Here is an 18,606-nt window from a genome sequence, read left to right as displayed (position 1 = left end):
GAGGCCGGGGAATGCGCAAGGAACTGACCGCAGCCGCCGTCCTTATTCCCCTAATGGAAATCGATCCGGAGATGCGTCATAACCTCCTGGGCAGCCAAGAGCGAGAATTCGCCACCGCGATGGCAATCCACGTCTACCTGCGACTGCGACGGCATTTCCGTTTCTGTCGCTATGGGGTTGAAGCTTCCCTGAAGGAGGTCGTTGAGCAAATCGGCGATACAATCTGGACAGCTCCCGACCAAATCATCACGGCCTTTGCGTCCGCGGACGCCGCAGATTCTGCAGCCGCGTCTAATTATCTCGCCCAAGAAATCCTCAGATCCATTTCCGTCATCTTTGAGACCATCAAAGTGAGCCAAGATTATGGGTGATGCACCGCCACCCTGATGATCGGCTCTCGTGCCAGGCATACGTCTCGGCCGAACCGGGTGAATTGTCTCTATCAGTGGTTGGTTGCCAGCGCGTAGGAGCGGCCTCTGCACCAACATCGGTCGACTATCGTTCCCCGCAATAGGTTCGCTAAGTCGACCGGAGGGCAGCGCCCTTCCCCCTCCCCTTTGGGCGCTGCCCCGTCTTTGCCAACCACTTTTTCGAAGCAAAGCTGCCATCTGCAGTGAAGGCAATGGACGTCTGGGCGCATCTTCGGACAATCGCGCGAGCATTCCATGCGCGATCCGCGTTATGTCGTCACTTCTTGAAATTTCCCCCGAAAAGCTTGCCCGCCTTTCGGCACGCCGAAATGCCCGTCGACCCGTCTGGAGTGAATGAATGGCAGAAGTCCTGCAGAGCCGCTGTCCGGCTCTCCAAATTGCACTTCCGCTCACCACTCCGTTGAGGAGTTCAGCGTAGTCGCGCGATGCGTTTTCCAGCCGCGCCCGGCACAGGCCGGCAAGCGGCCGCAGCGACCCTCAGGGAGCGGAGCAGCCGAAGGCAACCCGCGCCCGTCAGGTAGCGCCGTAGGGTTTGCCGAAGGCTTGTGGGAAATGCCGGCACCAGAGGTGGAAGACCAAAATGAACCGCTCGCCGGGGCAGTCGGTCCCGGTTTCCGCCCTTCGGGCGGCGCTAATGCTAAACCTCCTACGGCTGCCCTTTTTACCGGTCAAGCGGTGCGCGAACTGGCTTCGGCTACGCCTGCGCCTGATATGCTCTTTGTTTACTTTTGAGGGGGAAAGAGGGCTCTGCCCGCCTCTCCCCCAACAAGGCGAAAATCGGTCTCCCCGTCCTTCCTCCGCTCGCCTTCGGCTCGCTCCGTGCAGGATCGACGCGGATCCGCATGTGCGGATCATCCGTCGCCCCTTCGGCTCACGCCTCGGGCGGGTGATCCCCCTCCGATTTGTCACCTTGCCCCCCTCTCCCCCGCTGCTCCGCGCGAGCTCGGGAGCAGGAGCGGGGCTCCTGCCCCTTCGGGCATGAGGCCGCTTCGCGGGAATAGGGAAAAAGGGAAGCATCATGACTGACATCATCACCGTTGCATTGAGCAAGCTCGACGCCGATCCGAGGAACGTGCGAAAGACCTACAGCGCCGAGGGCATCGAGGCGCTGGCTGCGAACATTCGCGCCGACGGCTACCGGCTTCTGCAGAACCTCGTTGTTCGTAAGGGCGACAAGAAGGGCCGCTATTTCGTCGTTGCCGGCGGCCGCCGATTGGCTGCGCTCAATCTGTTGGCCGAGGCGGGCGAGATCGCCAAGGATTACCCCGTCGAATGCAAGGAGCGAGAAGGGGAGATCGCCACGGAAATCAGCCTCGCAGAGAACGTCATGCGCGAGGATATGCATCCCATCGATCAGTACGAGGCATTCGACGCGCTTGCCAAGCAGGGAAAGGACATTGCCGACATCGCGGCGCGTTTCGGCGCGACCGAAACTGTCGTCCGCAAGCGGCTGGCGCTGGCCCGCGTTTCGCCGGTCCTGTTGCAGCATTTCCGCGACGAGAACATGAGCTTCGCGCAGCTATCGGCCTTCACAGTGAGCGATGATCACGAAAGGCAGGTGGCCGTCTGGAACTCGCTCACCTCTTGGAACCGCGATCCTCATTCCATCCGGCGAGCGCTCACCGAGGAAATGATTCCGGCGACGGATAAGCGAGTGCAGTTCATCGGCGGGCTGGCTGCATATGAGGAAGCCGGTGGATCGGTAAAGCGCGATCTCTTCGACGACCGCAACGCCGGTTACGCGATGAACGTCGCTTTGGTTGAAAAGTTGGTGGCTGAAAAGCTCGAGACGGCCGCCGCGACCGTTCGGGCCGAAGGCTGGAAATGGGTCGAGTGCTCCGCCACGGCCCCTGCCGGTTATCATGCGATGAAGCGCCACTATCCCGAGGCTCTTCCTCTTTCCGATGAAGATCAGGCGGCGCTTGATGCCGCACAGGCAGAATACGACGAGATTGCCGAGTTGATTGAAAGCGGCATGGCCGACGACGAGGCAGAGGCGAAGCTTTCCGACCTCGAAAAGCGGATCGACACCCTCAATGCCCGATCGGAAGTCTATAGCGCGGAGGCGTTGGAACAGGCGGGAACCTTCGTGTTCCTCGACTATTGCGGCCGGCTTGCCATCGAGCGCGGCTTTGTGAAGCCGGGAGAAGTCGAGGCGGCGGGAGATGGGGACGAGGACGGCGAAGGCTTGCCGAGCGCCATCAGCGCGGCAACACCCAAGGCACCGAGCATCAGCCATTCCGCCGCGCTGATCGAGGACCTGACGGCTCACAAGACCGCCGCCTTGCGTATCGAACTGGCGAACAATCCGGACGTAGCCCTTGTCGCCGTCGTTCACGCGATGCTGCTCAGCGTGGCCTACCCGTACAATTCGGAGCAGAGCGCATTGCAATTGTCGCTCACGCACGAACGCTTGGAGCCGTCGATGAAGGACGCCGAAAGCTGCAAGGGGCTTTCCGCCTTCAACGATCTTGCGGACAACTACGGCCATCACCTGCCGGGAAACCCTGCCGATCTGTTCGAATGGCTGTTGGAGCAGCCGCAAGACATGGTGCTGATGCTTCTCGCATTCGGTGCGGCGCACTCGGTCAATGCGGTGGAGAAGAAGTTTACAAACCGCAAGAAGGGCATCGAGCAGGCGAACCAGCTTGGCCGAGCGCTCGAAGTGAACATGCCAGATTGGTTCGAGACGACCGGCGACAGCTATTTCAAGCACGTCAACCGCACGACCATTGAGCTTTCGTTGGCCGAGGCGAGAGGCAGCGAAGCGGAATTGTCGGTGAGAGCCGCCGCCAAAAAGTCCGAAGCCGTTACGATCGCAGATCGCCTTGTTGCCGGAACCGGCTGGATACCCTCCCCGCTTCGTATAGCCCCCGCCGAGGCGGAACAGGAGCTTGGAGCCGAGAGCATCGCGGAAGACGAGCAGTTCCCCCAAGCGGCTGAGTGACATCAGTCGCGGGCCGGTCACGTTCCTTCCGCGTGATCGGCCCTCACGCTTTCACGACCGCCGATGACCGTGGGCCAGGATCGACCTGGCCCACAATCATGTTGAGGGGAGGCCCGATTCCCCCTCCCCTCAAACTCCCCTTCCCGCCCGGGTTTTCTTGCGTTTCAGAAACTGGTGTGCATCAAATTGCTTCAGCTTTGGGGCTCAAAGCCGGCGTTCTAAAATCAGCAAAAATGCGGCAAGCTATTAAGAAATAAGGGCATTCGCGGCTAAACACACGCCTTAGAGGCTTTTGCGTGTAGCACGTTATTGCACCTTTTTGGTTTATGGGGTTATTTTTTAAATGGCGGAATCAGTCGTGATTCCGGCGCTCACGCATTCTGATCAAATTTCATGGAGATGACAGGCCCGACCAGAAAAGAAAAAACCGCTCCCGAACAAGTCCGGAAGCGGGGTCTATGAGTCAATAAATTAGCCGAATCCTTTCTCGCAGACCCTCCCTTCCCTGTCAATTGCAAAAGCACCGTTTCGGTGAACGGCGAAGCTTTGCCTGGTCCCTAAGTGGAGACGAGGAATGGGGAATACCCAAATTCATCAGCGGCCAATCGGCCGCAGGATAACGCCGCAGCGTGCGCAATTCCGGCGTCTGGCAGAGTCGGCGGATATCGGAACCGTGACGCGTGCCCAATTGGCCGTGCTTGCTCAAAGCCTGACATGCACAGGGCTAATCAACGGGACCGAAAGCCACCTGTTGGTCGCGCTGATCAATACGGTTCCCGCTGAATCATTCGACAGGTCCGGCCGTCCGATCGTATTCAAGTCGAACCAGCAACTGGCCTTCGAAATTGGCCGGTCGGTCGGTCGCGTCAGCCGCATGCTATCCAGCCTCTTCGACGCTGGCCTGATCACGATGCAGGACAGCGGCAACTACAAGCGCTATCCCATCCGCAATGGCGACGGCGAGATCACGGACGGTTGCGGAATCGACCTTCGCATCCTGATCGTGCGATATGCCGAGCTTGACGAGCTCGTGAGACAGGTTCGGGCTCAGAAGAAAGCCGCCGACGCGGCGCTACGGCGCTACCGCGGGGCGCTTCGCAATGCTCGCTATGCTCTCTCGGCCGCCGCGCGTCTCTCGGAGGATTCTTTGAGCCGTCTTGGCGCCCGGATCGAGCGGGTGAGCAACATTGTGGGAATCGCCGGCAAGGCATCGAGTCGCGTGCTACGCCGGGCAACGGCTCTTCTGGAGTGGTTGATAGAGCGGATGATGCAGCTCCCGCGCCGATCGGCAGAAGCGCAAGAAACGCAAAATATGACATGCCCGTATGTCGAAAACGGCATGCACAAACAGATTACAACTCCTCATCCCTTTGACGAGAGTAATCAGGAACGGCGTTCGGCTAACGCCGAACAACTCAGTTCGTCTAAGGCTGGCTCCGCCAGCAAATGGGCTTTTGAAGAAAGCCTGAGGCGAGGCCGGAGCGAAATCAACCAGCCGCGGCGCTTGCCGCAGGCAATGGTGGCATTACAAGACGTGCTGAGGGCGGTGCCAGCGCTGAAGACCTACGGGTTTGCCCCCCGCAGTTGGGCCGACCTAGCGCGGGCCGTGCCGCTGATGTGCCGGTTTGCCGGGATCTCCGAGGATGCCCGCGCCCGCGCGGTCGAGCAGATGGGCGAGCAGCAAGCCGCCGTCGCCGTCGCCGTGACACTTGAGAAATACGACCGGCAGGAAGTCAGCTCGCCGGGAGGATATTTGCGGGCTATGACGGACCGCGCCGCCGCGGGCGAATTGCATCTCGCCCGCTCTGTCTTCGGGCTCGCCGCCCGAAATTCCATGGAGGTCAGACATTGAGACGTAACGCTTTGCCGCCGCTTTTCGCCGCCCTCGTCGTCGTTCACGGTGCGGAGGCCGCGGATTATTCCGGCCGTGCTCGTGTGATCGATGGCGACACCATCAGCATCAGAAATCAGCGGATCAGGATCGCAGCCATCGATGCTTGCGAGCGCGACCAGACCGGATTGAAAGACGGGAAGTTATGGCCGTGGCGTGGCAGCTCGCAGCTATCTTGGGAAAATGATCGACGGTCAGCACGTTCGCTGCGACATCATCGATCAGGATCAGTATCGCCGCCTGGTGGGCCAGTGCTTCATTGGGGACGTCGATATCGGCCTTGCGATGGTGAAGGCAGGACTGGCGGAGGCAATGCTACGGTATCTGCCGGCGACCCACTCGATCAGCGAGGTCGAGTACGGCCAGGCCGAGAGTCGCGCCCGCGATAATGGCTTTGGCATGTGGTCCGCCGAGATCGAAAGCCCGCACGAATACCGCCGTTCCAAATCTTCCCGGATACCGTGACCGCGAGATAGCCAATACGGAGCAATGGCGCCGACGGCGTATGAACCATATTGCTTCAATGTCTTGGTCCGAATCGCCGCAAAACCCGTTGATCAGGCCGCTGTATTGGATAATATTGCTGCAAATTGTGCGGTTGGTACGCCGCTGACAAACGGGGAAACGTTGCCAAAACGGTTCAAGCCACACTCCTCCAAGGCGGTTGCTTTTGACGCTCGTTCGCACGTCGGCGCCGGTTTACGCAAAGCGGACGCCACAAAAATTTCCCCGCCTTCGGCTTCCTCGCGAAGCAAATTTTTGCGTCCTCTCGCCTCCTCCGCTCACGCTCCGGCCTACGGTGCGCACCGCTTTCCGCCGTGCCTTGGAACGATCATCGCAACCACCAAAGAGGAGTGAAAGACATGAACATCACCAACTACATCCAGTTCGACGGCGACAACCTCGACACCGCAAAGGGCGCCGGCCTCATCTCCACCATCGACCGCGACATGGACATCAAGGTCGTGCCGTTCGAGTCCGACAATGAAAAGGCCCCGACGCACCGCGTCTACGCCAAGTCACCGCGCGGCCATGACATCGAGGTCGGCGGCATCTGGAAGAAAGAGAACCAGGACGGCAAGCCGTACTACACCCTCTCGATCCGCAAGCTTCGCTACAACGCCAATCTCGGCCGGTTCCCCGGCCAGGACGACGCCTCCCTGCAGGCGATCATCGAATGGGAACCCCGCGATTAAACCGCTCACAGCGCCCGGCGAGCAGCCGGGCGCCCACCTTCGAAAGGCCGGAGAATCCGGCAAAGTGCTGGATTTTCAGCATTTTTCCTGCTAGGGTGGCCCGTAACTGGAGATTTGCCGATGAACGTTCATTCCCGCCGTCCGGATCGTTCCCCGGAAGCTATCGAGAAGCGGCGCAAGGCCGCCGAGCAGGCGCGCGCTGCCAATATCCGGCAGGGCTATGTTCACGATCCTGCCCTCGAGGAGGCGACCGCGCGGTACGTCGCCGGCGACATCACACGCGAGGAATACCGGCAGCTCATGATCGAGCCGCCTGTCAGATAACCTCCCGATCAACCTTCAAGAGCAGAAGGCCGCCTGCTTAGAGCTGGCGGCTTTTTGTTGAGCTTCGCCATGGCTGATGAGCGCCCCAAAGGTTCCTACACCTATCCCAACACCTCGGACGATCCAGACCGGACGATCCAGACCGGAAGAACGTTCTGAAAAACAGATGGGGAATTGAAACCCATTCCGAGCTGCGCGTGAAAGAGTATCGCGCGACCGCCGTGCGGATGCAGGAAATTGCTGAAGGAGACGGCCCGCAAGGCAATTTCGACAAGGCTCACCTGAAGGCGATTCACGGCTACATTTTTCAGGATGTCTACGAATGGGCCGGTCATACGCGCAACGAAAGTCCCGTCGTCGAGGGTCAGCGCGTAGAGCCGATCGGCGGCCTCTCTAAGGGCGGCACGTCCTTCCTGCCCGGCTCGCGCCTAGAAATGGGTCTGGACGAGGCGCTGAAGCCGATCCGAGATCCGCAGACCCTTCGCAATGCAACGCCTGAGGAGTTCGCTGAGCGCGCCGGGAAAGTCCTCTCAGAGTTGAACTATGTGCATCCATTCAGAGAGGGAAACGGACGTGCTCAGGAGGCGTTTATTTCCGAGCTGGGCCGCCATTACGGCCGAGAGATCGATTTTTCCGTAATCACCAAGCCGCGCATGATCGAGGCGTCGATCGAGACCACGAACGACCCGTCCAGTCCCGCAATGAAGCATGTGATAGAGGATGCGATGAACCCGGCCCGCCGGGAGGCCATTCGATCCGCATTCGAAGATTTGCGAGAGGTCGGCGAAGAGCCTCTGCAACACCATGTTCGCACAGCCCGCCCGGGCGAGGAGATCACAGGAACGCTTCTCGGCCGCGACGATCACATTGCCAGCCTTGTGGTCGATCAAGGGATTATCGTCGCCGATCGCGCGGATCTGCCGGACAGGTTGCCGGACGACGAGGAAATTACCTTCACTGCCCGATCGGACTTTTCCCGAGTGAAGCGAGAGCAGCCGGCCCAGGAGGCGCAATCGCAGCAGCCGGCGCCAGCGCGGTCGCCACAGCAGGACCATAACCCGGAGTTGAAGGCGATCGAAGCGCAAATGGCGGCACAGCGCAGTCGGGAGCGTGATGACGACGATCGCGAGCGGTAACCTGCCCACCGGCTCTATAGGCTGCAAGAGCTACCCGTGAGCGGAAGGCGCCGATGTTCTGCGCCCTCTCCTTCCGTTGGGTGATTTGACGGACAAGCTACGATAGCCCCTCCCCCACGCAACCGCTGGCGCGGTCCTCCACTCTGTTGCGGCCCTTCGGGTGCATGGGCTCGCGTCGGCTATCTCCGTTTTTTGCCGTCAACCAACGGAAGGAGACGGCAATGCAGAGCATCAAGGACACCTACCAGCGCATCACCGATACCATCATCGAGCAGCTTGAAGCCGGCACAAAGCCGTGGATTCGGCCCTGGCGCGGAAACAGCCGCGGCTCCCTCGTGCCGCGCCGCGCTACAGGCGAAGCCTATCGCGGGATCAACGTCCTGATGCTGTGGCTCGCAAGCGAGCTCACCGGCTACGAGGAAAACACCTGGATGACCTACCGCCAAGCTCAGAATCTCGGCGGCCAGGTTCGAAAGGGCGAGAAGGGGTCCCTCGTCGTCAAGTACGGCACCTTCACCCCCAAGGAGCGCGAAGATGACGACGAACGCGCGATCCCGTATCTCAAGGGCTACACGGTCTTCAACGTCGAGCAGATCGAGAACCTTCCAGACCGGTTCTATCGACCGGTCGAGGAGCTGCCGGCGACGCCAGTCCCGCATCTTGAGACCGTCGAAACCTTCGTCCGCAGCACCGGCGCGGCGATCACCTACGGCGGAACGACCGCCTGCTATCGTCCCGCCCCCGACGATATCCTCATGCCCGATCGGGCACGCTTCGTCGACGAGGTTCACCTCTACTCGACTTTGCTGCACGAAATGTCACACTGGTCAGGCGCAAAGCATCGCCTCGACCGTGACTTGAGCGGTCGATTTGGCAGTGAAAGCTACGCTATCGAGGAGCTGGTTGCCGAGCTCTCCGCTTCATTCCTCTGCGCTGATCTTGGAGTGGCCCACGATCCTCGCGACAATACCGCCACCTACCTGGAAAGCTGGCTCAAGGCGTTGAAGAACGACAAGCGGGCGATCATCACCGCGGCCGCCAAAGCCCAGGCTGCCGCGGATTTCTTGCACGAGCAGCAGAGAGTCCCTTCGTTATAAAGGTCGGGCGCTGAGGGCAATATGCTCACGGCGTGCCAAATCGGAGAGATTGCGGCCGGCCGTTTGTGGTTCTGCGCGTTGTTCCAAGTTGGCAGTTGGCCATGGCCAACTTTTGCTGTGACTCGCGACAAAGCGGGTCTCATTGCCGATATTTCCGAATCATGGCATCTTTCGATACGCTTTTTACGGGAAAGACGCACAAAAAGCGCATCGGAAGGAAATCCCTCACGTGAATATACAAAACGTCTCGACGACAGATGTCCGCATCGAGCGCCACGCAAAACAGCTTTCGAGGCAACTCAAGCTGCTGCGTGAACGCTTGTTTCCGCCGCTTTCGCAGAAGACGCTCAGGACGTTCACGTCTGGGGAAGCCGCACAGATGGTGGGCGTCTCCGATGGTTATCTTCGTCAGCTTTCGATCGATGGCAAGGGGCCAACGCCGGAGGTCTCCTCGAACGGCAGGCGATCCTATACCCTTGCCCAGATAAACGAGCTGCGCCACCACATGGCTTCCATCAAGCCTAAGGACGCACTCACATATCTCCCTCGCAGGCGATCGGGCGAGAAGCTTCAGACGATCGCAGTTACCAACTTCAAGGGCGGTTCGGCAAAGACCACCACTACATTGTACCTTGCCCAATACCTTGCGCTGGCAGGCTATCGCGTTCTCGCGGTCGATCTCGATCCCCAAGCATCATTGACGTCAATGCTTGGCGTGCAGCCGGAGTTTGATGTCGATGACGGCGACACGCTGTATGGCGCGATTCGGTACGATGAGAAGCGCCGGCCGCTGAAGGAGATCATCAGGAAGACCTATTTCGACGGGCTCGACCTCGTGCCTGGAAATCTCGAGCTCATGGAGTTCGAGCATGACACGCCGCGTGCGCTGAACGACCGGTCCAGAAACGGAGAAGTGTTCTTCAAGCGCGTCGGAGCGGCGATTGCGGAGGTCGAGCAGGACTACGACCTGGTCGTTATCGACTGCCCTCCGCAGCTCGGTTACCTCACGCTTGGTGCGGTCTGTGCCGCCACCTCTCTGCTCATCACAATTCATCCTCAAATGGTCGACGTAGCTTCGATGTCCCAATTCCTGCTCATGACATCAGACCTGCTTTCCGTCGTCAGGAAGGCAGGCGGCGACCTTCAGCATGATTTCATAAAGTACATCGTCACCCGGCACGAACCGTTCGACGGGCCGCAGTCTCAGATCGTAGCGCTTCTGCGTAGCCTGTTCGGCAATGATGTGCTCACCGCTACCGTCCTTAAGTCAACGTCAATAGCGGACGCAGGGCTAACGAAACAGACGCTATACGAGATCGAGAAAGGCCAGGTGCGCAAGTCGACTTACGACCGGGCTCTGGAATCCGTGAATGCGGCCAACGGCGAAGTTCTTGCCGAGGTCCACAGAACATGGGGCCGTGCATGAGCAGAAGGAACACTCTAAAGGGTATTTTCGGCGACGCCGTCGAAGAGTTGGCCATGGCCAACTTTGAGGAGGAGAAGGAAGCGGAACGCGGGCCGGCTGGCCCGGTCCGCTCAATGGCTTTGACGCTGGGCAAAATGGAGGAAGAGGCGAGGGCGATGCAGGAAGCCTTGATCGCCGGACTTCGCGTGCAGGACCTCGACCCAGAACTTATTGACGATTCCTTTGTGAGAGACCGGATCGGGGAAGTCGCGCTTACGGAAAATGATCCGTTTGTGCAGTCGATTGCGGGAAGCGGTCAGGAGGTTCCGATTTTAGTCCGCCCGCATCCGGAGCGGGAAGGGCGCTACCAGGTAGCATACGGTCATCGCCGGCTTAGGGCGGCTCGCATCCTCGGAATTCCGGTGAAGGCTGTCGTCAAGCAGATTGCCGACGAGGAGCTCGTTGTCGCGCAAGGCGTGGAAAACACCGCCCGCAGCAACCTGACTTACATCGAGAAAGCGATGTTCGCGCAGACTCTCGAAGAGCGTGGCTTCAAGCGCGCGGTAATCATGAAGGCGCTCACTACGGACAAAACCGAACTTTCGAAGATGATCTCGGTTGCCTCGTCCATTCCTGCGCGTGTCGTCGCCCAGATCGGCAATACTCCCGCATACGGAAGGAGAAAATGGATCGCGTTCGCTGAGGCCTACTCCGAGAAGAAATTATGGAAGCTGGAGGCCTTGTTCGGGTCTGAAGTGTTCTCCGGAGCGGACAGCGACAAACGCTTTGATCTGGCGCTTGGCCAGTTGCTCGGAAAAGCGGCCAAGCCGACCGCGAAAACATGGAGACCACGAGAGGGAAAAGCGCTGACGGGCAGCATCAAGGCTGACGGCAAGACTTACACGTTGGCGCTCAAAGCCGACGAAGCGCCCGCCTTCGGGGAGTTTCTCACGAATAAGCTCGATGAGCTTTACGCAGAATTTAAACGCACAGGAGACTGAGCCGCAAAAGAAAAAGGCCCCCAAACGTTGCCGTCGTGGAAGCCCTTCTCTGTGTTGTAGCAAACCGAGAATCGCATTTCCCCGAATCCCAGTCAAGAGTCTTTGGCGCCGTTTTGGTGAGCGGATTTCTTTTGCCTTCTGAAAGGTGAAGGAAATGCAGGTTGGAAATGTGACGACGCCCTTCGGGCGGCGGCGGATCTCGCTTGCCCAAATCAAAGGGCAAATGCGGACGGCCGAAATCAAACCCGGCAAGACCGCCGACAAATGGAAGGTGTTCCGGGACGCCTGCGAGGCGAGGGCGGTGCTCGGCATTCAGGACCGCGCCCTCGCGGTGCTCGATGCTCTGCTGACGTTTTACCCGGACAACGAGCTTTGCGAGAACCGCGGTCTCGTCGTATTTCCGTCGAATGATCAGCTCTCCGTACGCGCGCACGGTATTGCAGGCACGACCTTGCGCCGGCATCTCGCCGCGCTCGTCGACGCCGGGCTAATCCAGCGCAAGGACAGCGCCAACGGCAAGCGCTACGCCCGCAAGGATGAGAGCGGGGCGATCGAGGAGGCGTTCGGCTTCAGCCTGGCCCCGCTCCTGGCGCGCGCCGAGGAATTGGCGCATGCCGCCCAGCAGGTGGCCGCGGAGCGCAAGCGCTTCCGCATCACCAAGGAGGCCTTGTCGATCTGCCGGCGCGACGTCCGCAAGCTAATCAGCGCTGCAATAGAGGAGGGGGCTGCCGGCGACTGGGGACGTATCGAGGAGCACTTCCTCGACCTGACCGGGCGCATCCCCCGCACGCCGACGATCGCGGACATACAGCCGATCCTCGAGGAATTGGAGATGTTCCGCGAGGAAATCATCAACCGGCTGGAAATTCAGGAAGATTCCGAAAATGTGGTCAGCAATGCCGTTCAAAATGAACGCCACATACAGAATTCAAATACCGAATCCAGCAATGAACTTGAACCTAGCTCTGAAAAGGAGCAGGGCGCGAAGTCGAAACAGTCCAGCCGGCCGACGAACGAGCCGATAAAGGCATTCCCGTTGGGTATGGTGCTGAAGGCCTGCCCAGAGATCAATGATTATGGGCCGGGCGGCGCCGTTGGAAGCTGGCGCGACCTGATGTCGGCGGCGATCGTCGTTCGATCGATGCTGGGGGTCAGCCCATCGGCCTACCAGGATGCCTGCGAGGTGATGGGACCGGAAAACGCTGCGGTTGCCGTGGCGTGCATCCTCGAGCGGGCAGGGCACATCAACAATGCTGGCGGCTATCTGCGTGATCTCACGCGAAAGGCGGCGTGCGGCGAGTTTTCGCTCGGGCCGATGCTGATGGCGTTGATGCGGGCGAATGCGTCGGCCGGGCGTAAGGCGTCATGACTGAGGCTAGATTCCTGCCCCGGGGAAGGTGAACCAACGCAGTCGTATCTCAAATGATTAGCCGTGCCGCTCGCCCTTGCTTGCGTTCGGCATTGTTGTAGTAGCTCGCCGCCTGCGTCACCGACTTGTGCCGTGACTGCTGCATCGCTTCGGGCAAAGGGATACCACGGTTTGCCGCCTCGGTCAGGTAGCCCGACCTTAACCCATGCGCCGAAAACAGCGCCGGATCGAGCCCGGCCTGCTTGGCACGGCTTTTGAGAATGACGTTGACCGACTGCGGCGTCAGCGCCCGCCGGTCGATGTTGCCCCATTGATCGATGCGCCGAAAGACCGGTCCCTCCTTGATCGCGGCTTCGGCGAGCCAGCGCTTCAAGGCGGTCACCGGCCGGCCGATCAACAGCACATGTTCGTTGTCGTCGCTCGTGGTGGTTTTCGTGCGGCTGAGATGAATGCTGAGACAAGGCAGGGGAGGGGAGTTCTTGTCGTTCGGGTCGGCGCGGACCGGCTCCTCGTCGGTGAGGTCTTCAACGCGCAGTCCCGCGACCTCCGATCGGCGACGGCCGCCGGAAGCGAAGGCCGTGAGGAGCAGTGCCCGGTCGCGGAGGTCGACCAGCCGATCGCCAGCACAGGCCTGCAACAGCTTTAGCAGCACGTCGACGGTTACGGCCTTTTTGCTCTTCCTCTGCCGCGGCCGACTGCTCGCCCTGACCGCCAGCCTCAGCGCGCTCTTCAGCGATGGCGCACCGAAGGCGCCGGTTAGACCACGCCAGCGCGTCAGGATCGACCACGACGTCAACCGCCGCCGCACCGTGCCGGGGGCATGCGGGCCGGCAGTCCTGAGCAGGCGCTCGGCGCGCAACCCAGCCTCGACCTCCGGTGGGATGCCGTGGGCCGGGTCCTCCTTGCGTTTCACCGGGTCCCAGAGGTGATGGGCGACGAATTTGAGCAGCAAACTTTCCGGCGCTGGCCAGGGGAGGGGGGCGCCGGTGGCGAGCCGGCACCAGGCCTCGAGATAGCCGAGGTCCGAGGCAAGCGCCCTGAGCGTGTTTTCGCCCATGCCCTGGCCGGCGAGATATTTTAGGGTCGCGACGTCGTCATCGGTCAAAAGCGCGGCGAGCTGATCGCGTCGGTCGAACGGCAGGATGGCGTCGAGCGCATCAAGTTCCTCGGCGCGGCGGTGCACCGCTTGGCTGTCCGATTCCGGCCCTCTATGATTGTCGATCATTGACCCTAGTCTCCGACGATCTTGCGGAAATTACGGAAATTCCGTATATTTCGGAAAAAGGAGTTTTGCGATGACGTCGACCGTGACCGCCGCGGCGGTTTCCAAGAATTTTGGGGCCTATCAGGATGCCGCCGTGCGTGAGCCGGTGATTATCACCAAGAATGGCCGGCCGCGCACCGTGCTCATCGCCTATGAGGACTATCTGCGGCTGTCGCGCCGCGACCGTCGCGTCGAGGCGACGGCGGATCTGAGCGACGACGATCTTACCGCGGTAGAAAAATCCGAAATGGAGCCGGGCTTCGATCATCTCAATGCCGAACTGCTGACGGACAAGAATGCTGCCGACTGAAATCAAAGTCGGCCACGTCTTCCGCGACTATCTCTGCCACTGGCAACATCTCCAAGGCCGCGAAGAGGGCGACAAGGACCGGCCGTGCCCGGTGTTGGCGCTCGTCACCACGCTCGAGGACGGCACGCTCGTGCGCGTGCGGCCGATCACCCATACGCGGCCGGCCCGCGCGAGAGCCCTCGATCGGACCGGCCTCAGTGCTCATTGCCGAACGGCCCCAGGACCGGCACTTTCTCTGCCCGCGCTGCAGCCGCCAGCTTTCGATCGAGGGTCGCCAACGGAAGTGATCGGGCGATCGCGAGCTCGAGATAGGCGGCATCGTACGCACTGAGCCCTTGCACTGTCGCAAGCTCGATCACCGATCCGTCCTGACCGGCGCCGGCGTCTTCAAGTGGAAGGCGTCGCAATCTGGTCATTGCCGTCAATGCCTGACCCGCCGCGATGCGCTGGCGCCTCTCGGCGGTTACAAGGATGCTCCTGGCTTCGTGCCAGAAGAGGCCGGGGACCGGGCACTGGCCGGATATGCTGGCGATCAGTCGTTCAGCGATTTCGCTGTGCTCTTCCGGAAGCAGCCAAGCGGCTGCGGTCGAGGCATCGAGAACGAAGACGCTCAAAATCGCTGTCCTTCCCGCTTCCAATCAAGGATCTCTTCGTTGGTGACGGGTTTGGCGCGCAAGCGAGCCGCCCGAACTTCTGCCATCAGGACTCCGAGCTCATTGTCCTTGTGGATCCGGCTAAGCTTGGCGACGGGGTCGCTTCCTCGCGATATGATGACCTCTTCACCCGCTTCAACGCGAGCCAAGAGTTCGGAGAGATGCGCCTTGGCCTCGGCGACTTTGACAGTGACGCTCATGGGAAACTCCGTTGAACCATGCCTCTCGTCGCGCAGAGGGCGGACGATCGCGAATGTGGACGTTGTGCGTTAGGATAGAGCGCCCTCACAGCTTGGTCAACTGGTAGACCATATAACTATCGATACTTGATACCTATCGATAGTGACAGGACGGGAGAATCAACGTCTGTGTGACGGAAGTATAACCCTATTTTGCTTCTGTTACGTCAATTTACGTCGTTAATTCACATGGTTAATCGCTGCTAAACGCGCCATCTGAGTGCTGCGTCGGGCCAGCAGGTCAAGGCGCTTTCCGCCATCGAGGCGCGAGCGGAAGGCACCGAAGCAGAGAATCCGCGAGCAGCGCATGGCCGACCGCGCCGGGCCAAGGACAGGTATCGTGACCGGTCCGGGCTTGTCGAAGTGCGGACCGGAGAGCGCGTCTTGCCCGCCAAGAACCTGCGCGAGAAAACCTGCAGACGGAGGAGATCGACCTGAAGAGGCGCACCGGCACGCGCTGGCGCGGCAGGAGCCGTGGGGCAAGGAGGTCGATCTGGCGGACGACTTCGCGCCCGCGGCTGGTGAGGGCAGTGAATGCAGAGACGGTGGCGATGACGGGGCCGCAGACGGAGCGCAATGGCAAACGGAGCCGGTCACGGAAGCCGGCACGGGATGATGGCCGTGGCGAGGGCGATGGCAGCACATGCGGCCTCGACCTCGCGGGCACGGGTGGGCGGGTCAGCGATATCGAGGGCGCGGCCGAAGCGGCTTGTTACGGACGTGCGGTCGGCGTTCTGCTCCAAGTAGGTGAGCGCCTGCTGGACCTGCGGGCAGGTCCAGCAGGCCGAGATCGATTCAGCGTTCGCCCGCTCGGCGCAGATGCGTAGAGCCTCCTTGCGGTAGGACCGATCGCGGGCGCTGTCCGCCCATAGGCCGAAATACGCGACTTTGTCGTCTTTGCTGGACCAGGCTCGAGGCCTCGGCCCGAGCCGCAGCGTTTCTCGGCCTTGGCGGGTGACGATTTCGCCCGGGTCGAGGAAGGCTCGGGAACCCACCACCAAAGCGGGCCCCTGCTTCGCTGTTTCCGCCCTCGCCCGTCATCGGGTGAAGGCGACGGACGGCTCCGGACGAAGCAGGCAATATGCATTGTGGACGACCAAAGCTTTTCGGAAATCCATACCGCTTTGCGGTTGCGAGACTTGGCTGAAATAGCCATTATGGACCGAATCCACGCTGGGATCAGCATTATGAAATCCATGTCGGCGAAGGACGCGAAGAACGCCTTCGGGCTGTTGCTCGACACGGCCCGCGCTGAGCCTGTCACGGTCGAGAAACATGGGCGGCCGGTCGTGGTGGTTTTGAGCGTTGAAGAGTTCGAGCGATTGAAGCGGCTGCAAGATACGGAGAAGGCTTCACGCGACGGGCCGGTCAGTTGCTGAGAGTGGTAAGGGGGGCGCGCGATGAAGGCGAACAAAGTCGATGATCGATTGAGAGACCTGCGCTTCCCTTACAAAGCTCGGCATGCGTGCTGGTAAGGAGATTACAGTGCCAAACGACCCGTTGAATGATCTGCTGAAAGTCCGACTTCTTGTCGGCTATCTCGGTGAGATCAATCAGTTTGGATGGTGGAAAACCTCGTTCTACCAACCGGCAAGTCAGGCGTTTCTCGAACCCGTCTTCCCGCGCACCAGCCATGTTGCCAAATATCACGGCGTGGCTGAAGCGGCCCGGCTCGTGCATGACGAGAGCCTAAGTGTCGGCTCCTATCACATATTTCGGCTGCCAGAAGAGCTAGAAGATGATCTGCACACGGCTCTAGCTGGAGATGAGGGTCGAACGACCCAAGATGAATTCATACAAAACAAAGACGTTGCACTAGATATGCTCCGCGCGATAGGCGGCCCATCCAAAACCGTCGCAGATGGCCCCGTTTCTCTAGGGAGCATCGACGCGGTGCGCACGTCAAATGTCATTGTGCAAATGGCTGGCATTTATGCGTCCGCCTACGAGCGGGGGATCAAGGCCTTTCCCTATTTGACGCGAGCGTAACGTGGCCAGCGCACTGTACACAACGCAGCTTCAGGCAGGATTGGGGTTGGTTGCTGAGACCAAGGCCCTCCTGGACCTTTGGGTACCCGGAATGGGCACGGGGCAATTGCAAGAAGTTGCAAGGGAGTCTGGTAGTTTCCCTACTATCACTGCGCGGAGGTTGCGCAACATCGTCACAGAATGTTTCGCGCCCCGCTACCTGGTCTCGGACGCCTCCCCAGCCGCTCATCTGAAAATGCTGGCGCCATTCGTCCCTGTGGCTGACCTCATGCAGCTTATGTTACTCTTCACAAGCCGAGCAAACCCTATCCTGGGAGACTTCATCCGAGATGTCTACTGGTCCCGCTATGCGGGTGGCTACCAGCAAATCAGCACCGAGGATGCGCGCGCATTTGTTGAGCGCGCCATCGACGATGGGCGCACATCAAAGCGCTGGTCCGAGACGACCGTCCGGAGAGTAGCGGCCTATCTCACGGGTTCCTGTGCTGACTACGGGCTCCTGGAAAAAGGGCTCAGGTCAAACAGGCGCATTCTACCCTACCGCGTTACGCCTACGGCGTCCGCTTACCTTGCCTATGACCTGCATCTGAAGGGGCTGGGGGACAACGCCCTATTAACGCATGAGGACTGGCAGCTTTTCGGGATGAGCCGAGAGGATGTCATCGATGAGCTCAAGCGCCTGTCATTGAAAGGTCACCTCATCGTCCAAGCAGCTGGTGACGTCGTGCGTATCGGCTGGAAGCACCAAAGCATGGAGGCGCTTTGCGATGTCATCTCTAAGAGCTGATTTTGACGAGCTGCGCGAGCGCATAAAGCAGGGCCGAGAACTCGGCCACGCTAGTTTTGAGCCCATCTTCTACCTCGTTTTTCCGCCGGAGCAGATCCTGGACGTCAAGCGGCAAACGCCTGCTTGGGTTTCGAAGCTTCGGCAGGATCAGTGGGAAGTGGAAGTATTCTCGATCGCGGAGCAGTTGTGGGCTCTCCTTAGAGACGATCCGTTTTGGGAGCTTTGTGTGGCCGAGGATAAGTCGGCGCCGCTCGACTGGCAGCGCTCGAACAAAGCGCTTGCAGATATCATCGCTACTGGCAACGGCCTGCTATCGCGACTTGAGTCGGTTCTGACGAAACACGAAGGCAGGCCCAACGGGCTAGTTTTGGTGACAGACCTGGAAGCGCTACATCCCTTTATGCGCATCGGCGCAATCGAGAGCCAGTTGCAGGGAAAATTCCATGTGCCGACAGTCTTCCTTTATCCCGGAGTGAGGACTGGCAAGACGCGACTGAAGTTTCTGGGCTTCTACCCCGAAGATGGCAATTACCGTTCCGTCCACGTGGGCGGGTGAACGAACTGATG

General features: G+C 60.2%; 19 protein-coding genes and 2 pseudogenes. 17 read left to right on the top strand and 4 right to left on the bottom strand.

Annotated elements, in window-relative coordinates:
• From SINAR_RS0100765 to repC (SINAR_RS0100715), 11 genes and pseudogenes are all read left to right on the top strand, one after another.
• Nucleotides 1-371: hypothetical protein (locus SINAR_RS0100765; RefSeq protein WP_209439292.1), on the top strand; the 371-nt coding region annotated here is incomplete at its 5' end.
• A gap of 1,078 nt (nt 372-1,449) precedes the next feature.
• Nucleotides 1,450-3,378 carry a ParB/RepB/Spo0J family partition protein gene (locus SINAR_RS0100760; RefSeq protein WP_027997253.1) on the top strand — a complete coding sequence of 643 codons (1,929 nt, stop codon included), beginning with the start codon at nt 1,450-1,452 and terminating at the stop codon, nt 3,376-3,378.
• A 574-nt stretch (nt 3,379-3,952) separates the two neighbouring features.
• Complete coding sequence (repC, locus tag SINAR_RS0100755) at nt 3,953-5,230, top strand: plasmid replication protein RepC (protein ID WP_027997252.1); 1,278 nt, start codon at nt 3,953-3,955, stop codon at nt 5,228-5,230.
• A gap of 11 nt (nt 5,231-5,241) precedes the next feature.
• Nucleotides 5,242-5,734: pseudogene (locus SINAR_RS01000000132905) on the top strand (thermonuclease family protein).
• 398 nt (nt 5,735-6,132) lie between these two features.
• The gene (locus tag SINAR_RS0100745; RefSeq protein WP_027991192.1) at nt 6,133-6,465 is read left to right on the top strand and encodes a DUF736 family protein; all 333 of its coding nucleotides are present in this window, start codon (nt 6,133-6,135) and stop codon (nt 6,463-6,465) included.
• A 120-nt stretch (nt 6,466-6,585) separates the two neighbouring features.
• Nucleotides 6,586-6,789, top strand: coding sequence for an antitoxin VbhA family protein (locus tag SINAR_RS0100740; protein WP_012881325.1), 204 nt, complete (start codon nt 6,586-6,588; stop codon nt 6,787-6,789).
• Nucleotides 6,790-6,986: 197 nt separating this feature from the next.
• The gene (locus tag SINAR_RS01000000132900; protein ID WP_234710553.1) at nt 6,987-7,925 is read left to right on the top strand and encodes a Fic/DOC family protein; all 939 of its coding nucleotides are present in this window, start codon (nt 6,987-6,989) and stop codon (nt 7,923-7,925) included.
• Between the two features lie 221 nt (nt 7,926-8,146).
• Complete coding sequence (locus SINAR_RS0100730; RefSeq protein WP_027997251.1) at nt 8,147-9,022, top strand: ArdC family protein; 876 nt, start codon at nt 8,147-8,149, stop codon at nt 9,020-9,022.
• 229 nt (nt 9,023-9,251) lie between these two features.
• Nucleotides 9,252-10,448, top strand: a complete 1,197-nt coding sequence (repA, locus tag SINAR_RS0100725) for a plasmid partitioning protein RepA (protein ID WP_027997250.1) — start codon at nt 9,252-9,254, stop codon at nt 10,446-10,448.
• Nucleotides 10,445-11,428: a plasmid partitioning protein RepB gene (gene repB / locus SINAR_RS0100720; RefSeq protein ID WP_027997249.1), complete on the top strand. Its 984-nt coding sequence runs from the start codon at nt 10,445-10,447 to the stop codon at nt 11,426-11,428. Before repA ends, repB begins: the two co-directional genes overlap by 4 nt.
• 154 nt (nt 11,429-11,582) lie before the next feature.
• Complete coding sequence (gene repC, locus SINAR_RS0100715) at nt 11,583-12,797, top strand: plasmid replication protein RepC (protein ID WP_027997248.1); 1,215 nt, start codon at nt 11,583-11,585, stop codon at nt 12,795-12,797.
• 49 nt (nt 12,798-12,846) lie between these two features.
• Here the strand turns inward: repC (SINAR_RS0100715) and SINAR_RS0100710 are convergent, their stop codons facing one another.
• Nucleotides 12,847-14,022, bottom strand: a complete 1,176-nt coding sequence (locus SINAR_RS0100710; protein ID WP_027997247.1) for a site-specific integrase — start codon at nt 14,020-14,022, stop codon at nt 12,847-12,849.
• 70 nt (nt 14,023-14,092) lie between these two features.
• Here SINAR_RS0100710 and SINAR_RS0100705 point away from each other — a divergent pair, with 70 nt between their 5' ends.
• On the top strand, nt 14,093-14,371 hold the full coding sequence (locus SINAR_RS0100705; protein WP_027997246.1) for a type II toxin-antitoxin system Phd/YefM family antitoxin: 279 nt from the start codon (nt 14,093-14,095) through the stop codon (nt 14,369-14,371).
• Nucleotides 14,358-14,543 (top strand): annotated as a pseudogene (locus SINAR_RS1000000137615) (hypothetical protein); the annotation flags it as partial. The gene SINAR_RS0100705 and the pseudogene SINAR_RS1000000137615, both read left to right, overlap by 14 nt.
• Before the next feature lie 22 nt (nt 14,544-14,565).
• On the opposite strand, the gene SINAR_RS0100700 reads toward SINAR_RS1000000137615, so the two are convergent.
• The 3 genes from SINAR_RS0100700 to SINAR_RS0100690 all read right to left on the bottom strand — a co-directional run bounded on the left by SINAR_RS0100700 (nt 14,566) and on the right by SINAR_RS0100690 (nt 16,264).
• A complete protein-coding gene (locus tag SINAR_RS0100700) occupies nt 14,566-14,985 on the bottom strand; it encodes a type II toxin-antitoxin system VapC family toxin (RefSeq protein ID WP_027997245.1) in 420 nt (139 codons plus the stop codon).
• Nucleotides 14,982-15,224: a type II toxin-antitoxin system Phd/YefM family antitoxin gene (locus SINAR_RS0100695; RefSeq protein ID WP_027997244.1), complete on the bottom strand. Its 243-nt coding sequence runs from the start codon at nt 15,222-15,224 to the stop codon at nt 14,982-14,984. The genes SINAR_RS0100700 and SINAR_RS0100695 overlap by 4 nt, the downstream gene beginning before the upstream one ends.
• Before the next feature lie 632 nt (nt 15,225-15,856).
• Nucleotides 15,857-16,264 (bottom strand): hypothetical protein, encoded by a 408-nt coding sequence (locus SINAR_RS0100690; protein WP_150851959.1) that lies wholly within the window; start codon nt 16,262-16,264, stop codon nt 15,857-15,859.
• 87 nt (nt 16,265-16,351) lie between these two features.
• Here SINAR_RS0100690 and SINAR_RS01000000132895 point away from each other — a divergent pair, with 87 nt between their 5' ends.
• The 4 genes from SINAR_RS01000000132895 (at nt 16,352) to SINAR_RS0100670 (ending at nt 18,595) form a co-directional block, all read left to right on the top strand.
• Nucleotides 16,352-16,642: a type II toxin-antitoxin system Phd/YefM family antitoxin gene (locus tag SINAR_RS01000000132895; protein WP_234710552.1), complete on the top strand. Its 291-nt coding sequence runs from the start codon at nt 16,352-16,354 to the stop codon at nt 16,640-16,642.
• 106 nt (nt 16,643-16,748) lie between these two features.
• On the top strand, nt 16,749-17,252 hold the full coding sequence (locus SINAR_RS0100680; RefSeq protein ID WP_209439291.1) for a BrxE family protein: 504 nt from the start codon (nt 16,749-16,751) through the stop codon (nt 17,250-17,252).
• 1 nt (nt 17,253) lies between these two features.
• Nucleotides 17,254-18,039: a BrxA family protein gene (locus SINAR_RS0100675; protein ID WP_027997241.1), complete on the top strand. Its 786-nt coding sequence runs from the start codon at nt 17,254-17,256 to the stop codon at nt 18,037-18,039.
• Nucleotides 18,020-18,595 carry a BREX protein BrxB domain-containing protein gene (locus SINAR_RS0100670; protein ID WP_027997240.1) on the top strand — a complete coding sequence of 192 codons (576 nt, stop codon included), beginning with the start codon at nt 18,020-18,022 and terminating at the stop codon, nt 18,593-18,595. The genes SINAR_RS0100675 and SINAR_RS0100670 overlap by 20 nt, the downstream gene beginning before the upstream one ends.
• Nucleotides 18,596-18,606 lie beyond the last annotated feature (11 nt).

Origin of the sequence: Sinorhizobium arboris LMG 14919, assembly GCF_000427465.1 — a bacterium.
Classification (GTDB): domain Bacteria; phylum Pseudomonadota; class Alphaproteobacteria; order Rhizobiales; family Rhizobiaceae; genus Sinorhizobium; species Sinorhizobium arboris.
This window is presented reverse-complemented; position numbering and strand designations above follow the sequence as displayed.